Origin of the sequence: Novipirellula sp., assembly GCF_041583735.1 — a bacterium.
Classification (GTDB): Bacteria; Planctomycetota; Planctomycetia; order Pirellulales; family Pirellulaceae; genus Novipirellula.
Map to the genome: position 1 here is coordinate 1 of NZ_JBFHFD010000378.1, position 8,428 is coordinate 8,428.

General features: G+C 56.9%; 6 protein-coding genes. 4 read left to right on the forward strand and 2 right to left on the reverse strand.

Annotated features, from left to right (window positions below):
• Positions 1 to 414: 414 nt before the first annotated feature.
• On the reverse strand, positions 415 to 1,320 hold the full coding sequence (locus ABX962_RS23125; protein WP_372722723.1) for a fructose bisphosphate aldolase: 906 nt from the start codon (positions 1,318 to 1,320) through the stop codon (positions 415 to 417).
• Positions 1,321 to 1,671: 351 nt separating this feature from the next.
• On the opposite strand from ABX962_RS23125, the gene ABX962_RS23130 reads away from it, so the two are divergent.
• Positions 1,672 to 2,352 (forward strand): DNA-3-methyladenine glycosylase, encoded by a 681-nt coding sequence (locus ABX962_RS23130; RefSeq protein ID WP_372722725.1) that lies wholly within the window; start codon positions 1,672 to 1,674, stop codon positions 2,350 to 2,352.
• 119 nt (positions 2,353 to 2,471) lie between these two features.
• On the opposite strand, the gene ilvB is transcribed toward ABX962_RS23130, so the two are convergent.
• Positions 2,472 to 4,247 carry a biosynthetic-type acetolactate synthase large subunit gene (gene ilvB, locus ABX962_RS23135; RefSeq protein WP_372722727.1) on the reverse strand — a complete coding sequence of 592 codons (1,776 nt, stop codon included), beginning with the start codon at positions 4,245 to 4,247 and terminating at the stop codon, positions 2,472 to 2,474.
• A 288-nt stretch (positions 4,248 to 4,535) separates the two neighbouring features.
• On the opposite strand from ilvB, the gene ABX962_RS23140 reads away from it, so the two are divergent.
• From ABX962_RS23140 to ABX962_RS23150, 3 genes are all read left to right on the forward strand, one after another.
• Positions 4,536 to 4,925: a CrcB family protein gene (locus ABX962_RS23140; protein WP_345327326.1), complete on the forward strand. Its 390-nt coding sequence runs from the start codon at positions 4,536 to 4,538 to the stop codon at positions 4,923 to 4,925.
• Positions 4,922 to 7,612 (forward strand): hypothetical protein, encoded by a 2,691-nt coding sequence (locus tag ABX962_RS23145; RefSeq protein WP_372722729.1) that lies wholly within the window; start codon positions 4,922 to 4,924, stop codon positions 7,610 to 7,612. Before ABX962_RS23140 ends, ABX962_RS23145 begins: the two co-directional genes overlap by 4 nt.
• Positions 7,613 to 7,647: 35 nt before the next feature.
• The coding region (locus ABX962_RS23150; RefSeq protein ID WP_372722731.1) for a hypothetical protein at positions 7,648 to 8,428 on the forward strand (781 nt) is incomplete at its 3' end.

Consider the following 8,428-nt stretch of genomic DNA (forward strand, 5'->3'; position numbering starts at 1 on the left):
CAACGGGCTCTAGACGCCAGTGGAGCACGATCTGCGACCCAACTCACACGTCAGCCATCGTAAATTATACACTAACCGCCGTTTTCATTATTTAGGGTGCCGCGAAGCGGAATGAGGACTCGCCAGAGCGTGGATGGTTGCAGTGTAAATACGAATCACCACCTTCTGGCGAAGGTAGCTACGAGAGCATGATTCACAGTAACGATCGAGCGGTGTTAGCACGTGAGTCGCCTCTCCCAAAATTAACGAGACTGCTGACTTCGCTAGCCGCCTTGTAGCTACGCTCGCCAGAGCGTGGATGGTTGCAGTGCAAATACAATTCACCACCTTCTGGCGAAGGTAGCTACGAGAACATGATTCACCACCTTCTGGCGAAGGTAGCTACGAGAGCTAACATTGGCTAAAAGCGGTCCGTTACAACGCGTGGGGCGTCATCGAAGCATCGAAAATGCTCTGCACGGCGCGGTCCAAGGCCTCGTCAAATTCTTGCTTCGTCTGGTCCGCTCGCAAATCTTGCAGCAGAGCTCGAGAGAAACTAGCGACAACGTGAGCCTGTTTGCGAAGCCGCATGTCCGCTTCCTCGCGGCTGTATCCTCCTGAGAGTGCAACGACTTTGACCACCGCAGGATGCTCGACGCAATCCAGATACAAATTGTCTTTCTCGGGAAGCGTTAGCTTCAGCATCACGAGCGTCTTGCCGTCCAGCCGGTCCAACTGCTTGATTAGAGCGTCCTTGAGAAGCTCTTCCGCCTCTGCCTTTTCGTTGCAGTGGATATCGACTTCCGGTTCAATGATGGGCACTAGACCTGCCGCGGCAATTTTTTTGCCATAGTCAAACTGTTGTTCTACGATCGCATCGACGCCCGACTGGTTGGCCAAGTGAATGACCGATCGCATTTTGGTACCAAACACCGGTTGCTGTTTAGCAAGTTCAAGTTTGGCGTCAAGTTTCGGCATTGGTTTCATCAGCTGAACGCCATCGCTCTGTTCGGCAAGCCCTTCATCGACCTTCAAAAACGGTACAATTTGTTTAACGTTCCAGAGATAGTCCCCCGTGGGGCGGCCCTCGACTTGTCGCCGCAATGTGTCTTCGAACAAGATCGCCCCGATGATGCGATCCTTCGTCAGACTGTCGCTCGTCAGGATCCGAGTTCGCATTTGATGGACCACCGCGAACATTTCTTCGTCGTTACTCCACGCCGACTCATCGATTCCGTATTGTCCGAGTGCCTTGGGGGTGCTGCCGCCACTTTGATCCAGTGCTGCGATGAAACCAGGGCGAGTGCGAATGACGTGCAATTGTTGTTCAAAGGGGCTCATAGAAGAGTCTCGTTGTTTTTGTAATCGTGGTTCAGTGGGATCGCCCATCAACGGGGAAGAGCGTGCGGTGTTCGAAAGAAAGTTCGCATGAATCTACTTGAGCATATTGAGCATATCACGCGCCAAACGGCACTACCGAATCATGCCCCTGAGAGCCTCTCTGGGCGACTCGAATGCAAAGAACCGCAAATTGGGCGACAAGGAAATTCTTGGAACGCTATAAATCGGCTAATAATTTTCGCCCCGCCCTCTTTCTCCGTCAGCAGAATCGTGCTCAGCGTGCGGTAGGGGACAGTTCCTTGACTTGCCGTGACCATAATCCAAACACCTAGCCAATCGAGCTCGCCGGACATGAATCGCACCAAGCCTCGCATTTTCACATCGCGAACGCTGAAACGCTATTGCCGCGACCTCGCGACGATCGAACCGGTGTTTGCTCAGATCATCAATCGCCATGGCTACCCGCCGATGTGGCGACGCGATCCCAGCTTTGAAACGCTCGCCCGCATCATATTGGAACAACAAGTCAGCTTGGCATCGGCACAAACAACGTTTACGCGATTGATCCAGCGACTAGGCAGCATCACGCCCAAAGTCATCCAAAAGGCCAATGATGACGTGTTGCGAGGATGCGGCGTCAGTCGCCAAAAGGCACGCTACTTGCGTGAGTTAGCCAGTGCGGTGCAAAGCAAAACGTTGGTCCTCGAAGAATTACCCCTGATGCCCGACGACGAAGTTCGCCAATCACTGACGGCGGTCATCGGCATCGGTCACTGGAGTGCGTCGGTGTACTTGATGCTGGCACTGAACCGCACCGATTTGTTCCCATTGGGCGACGTGGCGTTGGTCAACAGCATGCTTCACGAATTCGCACTGGAGCCTGTGTCCGACAACAAACGCACACTGCCAACGCCGAAAGTCGTGGCGGAACTTGAAGCGAGGGTCCAGCAGTGGTCGCCCAACCGCACGATCGCCGCGTACATGCTGTGGCACGCCTACATTCAGCGAAAAGGGATCACGGTGTTCGCGTGAGCGTTGCAGCGGAGCGTTTGTGGTGGGCGAATTCGACAAACGGTGAGGCTACAAGGCAAAAAAAATCGCCGACGTTATAACGTCGGCGATTGGTCGATTTCTCGTGATTGCTTGGCCGCTTATTCGAGGATCATGTCGTCGACGGTTTGACCGCCGGGGATCATCGGCAACACGTGTTCTTGATACGGCACTTGAACGTCCAACAAGTAAGGTCCTTTGTGCTCGATCATCTCGCGAAGAGCGCCTTCGAGGTCCGCTTTCTTGCGAATCGTTGCGGCGCCACAGCCGTAGCCTTGAGCGATTTTGACAAAGTCGGGATAGCGTTCTTCGGCGTAACTGAATCGATCCGCACTGCTGTTTCCGGCGGCCTCGTCGTGGTGAATCGGGCCTAGGTAGGTGTGAGCCCGGTTGCGATCCATGAAGCGGTCTTCCCACTGGACCACCATCCCAAGGTGCTGATTGTTCAACAGCAACACCTTCACTGGCAACTCTTCACAGAAACAAGTCGCCAGTTCTTGGATGTTCATTTGGAAGCTGCCGTCACCATCAATGTCGACGACCAACGAATTCGGGTGAGCCGCTTGGACGCCCATCGCCGCCGGCAAACCGAAGCCCATCGTGCCGAGTCCGCTGCTGCTGTGCCAAGTCCGAGGGCGACGGAATTGATAGAACTGAGCCGCCCACATCTGGTGCTGGCCGACGCCGACAGTGATGTAGGTATCCATTTCCGCCGTGATATCGCTGAGCGTCTTGATGGCGTGTTGCTGCAGAATGCCATCGAAGTTTTCGTCGTACTTAAACGGATACTTCGCTTTCAATTCATCACAATGTTTCTGCCACGCTGCGATCTCTGGCTTTTGTACGACCTTGTTCAATTCGGTCAACACTTGCTTCACATCGCCACGCACGGGGATATGAGCTTGTTTGTTTTTGTTCAATTCCGATCCGTCGATGTCGACGTGGATGATCTTGGCGTCCTTGGCAAACGCTTCGACTTTGCCCGTCACACGGTCGTCAAAGCGAACGCCCAGTGCGATCAACAAATCACAGTCACGAACGGCGTAGTTGGCGTAGGCGGCTCCGTGCATCCCCAGCCATGACATCGAGTGCTCTTGCTCGGGCGGGACCGTACCGATCCCCATCACGGTCGTGGTCACAGGGATCCCGGTCTTTTTCACGAATTCGCGAAGCTCTTCGCTGGCACTGCCGATGATCACCCCGCCCCCGGCGTAAATCATCGGACGACGAGCCAACTTGATCGCGGCGGCGATCTGACGGATCGTTTCGCTCGGAACCGGCGTTGGGGTCGGGTCGTAACCGGGCAAATCCATTTCGGGATCCATGTCGATCTCGGACGTACCGAGCTGGATGTCCTTGGGCATATCGATCAAAACGGGCCCTGGCCGACCGCTGGTCGCGATATAGAAGGCCTCTTTCACGATCCGTGGCAGATCGGCTAGATCGGTGACCAAATAATGATGCTTGGTAATTCCGCGGCAGATTTCGACCATCGGCGTTTCTTGGAACGCGTCGGATCCAATCGCCCCGGTGGGAACTTGGCCGGTGATACAGAGCATTGGAATGCTATCGAGCTTGGCGTCTGCGATGGCGGTGACAAGATTAGTCGCCCCTGGACCGCTGGTCGCCATCACCACCCCGACTTTTCCGGTACTGCGAGCATAACCTTGGGCGGCAAACGCGCCCCCTTGCTCGTGACGCGGCAGTATTGTGCGGATTGAATCGCCAAAGCGGGTCAACGCTTGATGCAGCGGCATGCTGCAGCCGCCGGGATAGGCGAACAGTACTTCGACGCCATGATCCACTAGCGATTTGACCAGGATATCGGCTCCGGTCATGACTTTGGATTTCGTGGGGGCGGCTTTTGCAGTACTCATCGGTTACGTCAACACAAGAAAGGAAAGGAAACGTTCAGTCGTTTGGGGAACAATCGTTCGTAGATTAAGTGCTCAATCCGCCCTCACGGGTTCACCCTGATGGGGATTCATTGCGGCAAATGAACCGCGTCACGTCCTAAACAGCCATCCCCCGCGGGAGGAGAGACATCAGTCTCGAAGAGGGGTCTCAAAAAACTGGCGTTTACGCGGACGGCCGAAACTCCGAACCTACGCATCTAAATTAAGTTCGTGCCCCAACTTAGGCAATGGTTAAATCGGTCGGTGTTGATGAGTAGTTGGCTCAATCTAGCAGTCGTAGCGGTCGGCGGAGCGGTAGGATCTATCGCCCGTTACGGGATTACGCTTGCAATGACGTCCATTCCCGGAGGCAGCTCGATGATCGGTACCACGGTCGCTAATGTTGCTGGATGCGCCGCAATGGGGGCCCTAGCGGAATACAGCCTCCTTAACGACCATTTCCCCCCAAGATTGCTGTTGGGATTACGCGTCGGATTTTTGGGGGCCCTCACCACTTTTTCGACCTTTGCTGCCGAGTCGATGCTGTTGGCGGGGGAACAACGATGGCCTGCAGCGGTTTTTTATGTCGCCGCAAATTTGTTTCTCGGATGGGCAGCCCTCTTTTTGATGGCAAACCTCGTAAAAGGATGGTTGGCATGAAATTGCGGACACCCCAGCTCGATTTTCTTCAAACGGCCCTTGGCTTGCCATTGCTAGCACACCTGTACGCCCGAATCGGTCTGGCCGCACTCGGGGTGTACATCACCACCGTCGTTTCCGGATCCCTTTGGGCCCAAGCCCCGCTCGAACCGACCGCCGCCTACACGCAAACCGAATCGCTCCGCGAAGACGCGGCACTTCGCGCGGTCGCGTTTTCCCACGATGGCCAAACCGGGGTCGCGGTGGGGGATCATGGCGTCATTTTGCGATCCAGCGACGGGGGACAATCCTGGCGAATCCAACCGAGTCCAGCCGACTGCGTGCTGTCCGACGTGCTTTGGATCAACAATAAAAACGTCGTCGCCGTCGGTGGCCAATACGACCGGATCACCTCGCTCAGCCGTGGCGTCACGCTGTGGTCCGACGACGCCGGAGCGAGCTGGCGACGCGGGGCGGATAACGAATTACCTCGACTCGGCCGACTCGCCCGACGCGCCCAAGACAACGCGGTCATTGCCACAGGCGATTGGTCCGCGATCGCGGAATCTCGCGAGTTCGAGAGCCACGACGCGGGCCGCAGCTGGAGCAGCACCGGTGAATTGGAAGGAATTCCCGCTGTCCAAGCCGAATCAAAATCGGCGGTCCGCTTGGCGTGGGTCGAAGCGACTGGAGCCCCCATGGTTATTCGCGATGTCGTTGAAAAAAACACAAACGAATTATTTGCGGTGGGGGATCACGGCGTGATCCTACACAGCGATCGTGCGAGCGGGCGTTGGCAAGCGATCCGCGGCGAGCAGCGTCATGCTTCGATCCTGGTGGTCGCTAAAGACGCTTCGTCGCTGGCATGGCCTCTGGTCGGTTCGGAAACGCTCGAGTCGCATCAACGTGTTGCGATTGTTTTGCAGCAGCCCGAAACCGTCAGCCGCAGTGACGCTGCGGCGCTACAGCGGCTGTATCGCACCCGCCAAGCCGCAGCGGGCTTGGCCGCTGCATCGGTCGACACGATCGACCCTGCCGAAACAATCGAAGCCGAAGCCAAAAACTGGATCGCTATTCACCGGCCTGCGGTGGTGGTGATTGACGAAGCACTTGATCCAAGAACGGCATCGGCATTTTCGCAAACCGCCATCTCGATGGGGATTACTCGCGTCGTTCGATACGGTTTTGACGCGGTCGGCGACAGCACGCTGCACCGCAACGCGATGCTGCCGTTTGCCGGAGTATTGGCCGGTGACATCTGGGACGACTCGCTTCAAATCGCATCACCCAACAGCGGTGCCAAAGACACCGTCTCGCTCCGCGTGATGTACGATGCTTCGGGGAATCCACCGCGAGGCGAATCGGTCACCACCGGATTATCCCTTTCCAAACATCAACGTTTGGCGGGCAAGTTGACGAAGGCAAACCGGCGTCAATTGCAAGTCGTTCAAGCTCGTTTGAGCGAATCCAAACGAGTAGAGCAAATGATTCAATCAAGCTCGACAGCCGATTTTTTTGCACGCGGCCTCAAAACACTGCTCAACCAAACCGCGACTCACGATCAACTTCGTTTGGCATGGAGCATCCAGCGCCGACTCGCCTCGTACGATGCTGATGAGTTCCCCAATGCGATCACGTACTTAGAAATTGTGTTGGCCGAATCGGCCGAACGGTTCTCGGATCGCTCGTTCGGAAAATGGTCCGCACTACGGCTGGCGGCGATCCAAAACAGTGCAGAATGGCAAACGCTGCATGCGTCGGTTTCGCGTAGCTTGGCGCTTGCATCGAGCACCGCACCGGCGCCGGCTCAACAGGCTGCGGTGTCGCCCTTTCAAGTCGACACTCCCCACAGCGGCGTGATGCAAACGTCGGCGGTTTCACCGCTCCGCGTCCCCGAGGCGACCACGATTCAAGTCGGCAGCCAACGCGTGCAGCAAAGTCAAGCGGAGGTCGATTTGGCGTGGGAGTTTCATCCGCTTGTCTTGATCGCAAGCGAAGCGGCGCGGCAACGCGGTGATAGCGAAAAACTTGAATTGATGGGCCAAGCCTCGGGCAATTACCGCCGTCTGCTGGCCACCCAATCGCCCAACCCTTGGACGCGATTGATTGCCCCCGGTGGCACGCGCGGTGACCACAGCGACATGTCACCCGGCGATGCCCATGCGATTGCGATCCCCATCGGCGAACGCCCCAAATTGGATGGAATCGCCGAGGAAGCCTGCTGGACGCTGCCGCCCGCAAACCCTGCGAACCGTGACGACGTCACCAGCTTGCAAGTCGCCTACGATGACGAATTCGTTTATTTCTTTGTTCGCTGTGCTCGTGCCGCGTTTCAACACGCTCCGGCGACCAAGACGACCAACAAGAACCGCGATCATGACTTGAGCCACTCGGACCGGCTACGGATCTCGATTGATACCGACCAAGACCTGATGACCGCTTATCAATTGCAAGTCACCCCGTCGGGCAAAACCCGCGACAGTATCGATGGACAAGCTGGATGGCAGCCGACGTGGTACGTTGCGGTCCAAGAAGCGGGCGAGAGTCTTCATTATGAACTCGCCGTGTTGCGACGCGATCTGACCGAGTTGCCGCTGCAACCGGGGCAATCATGGTTCCTCAGCGCTGCGGTGGTCGCGGCCGAAGCGGAAACGTCGCTACCGCCGATTCCCGATCCGACACTATGGAAACGCATCACGTTTCGCTAGTCTGTGCCTTTTCAAAACGCTGAATCAACAACGCGATGAGTCCTTTGCAAGACACGGAATCTAACCAGCACGAACTGCATGCCGGGCATGAACTCGAAACCGGAGTGCTTGCGCGGGTGAGAGAATGGATCGACATTTTCCCATGGCTGCGATTGTTGCGAACGCTGCGAATGGCGGGCTCGCCCTCGATGATCTTGATCGCCATGCTGACGCTCGCGATCTGGTTGCCCGTGTACCACTGGATCCTCGGCGACCACACGATTCCCGGCGCCCCTGCCACCGCAGTGACCAATGCGGTCGTCACGAATCCGGGCAGCGGCAGCATGGGCAGCGGCATCGCGGCAGCATCGCGACTGCAAACCCGCTGGCCTTGGATGTGGGTAAACGAAGCATTTTGGGGCGCAGAACAACATCGTGGCGGCAACGCCGTTCGCTCTCTTTGCGGGCTGCTGTGGACGCTAATCGCGTGGTCGTTTGCCTCGCTGCTCTTCGTTCGCCAAGGAGGATTGTTAACCGCGGGCCGACCGATGATCCGTTTCCATACGCTGGTGAAATCGATCCTGCCGCGATTCTTTGCTGCCTGGATTGCGGGAATCGTACCGCTGCTTTGTGTTGCCGCGCTAGGGGCGATGATTTGGACGATCGGTTGGATTGCCGCCTGGCTCCCCGAGTGGGGAATCGTTCAGTTTCCTTTGGCCTTGCTAATCACGGTGTTGGCGATTCCCTGCGGCATCTTCGCGTTCGGCGGCATTGTCGCGGTCGCATTTGCTTGGGCCGCGATCGCAAACGAGCGAGATCCCGACGCGCTGGATGCGC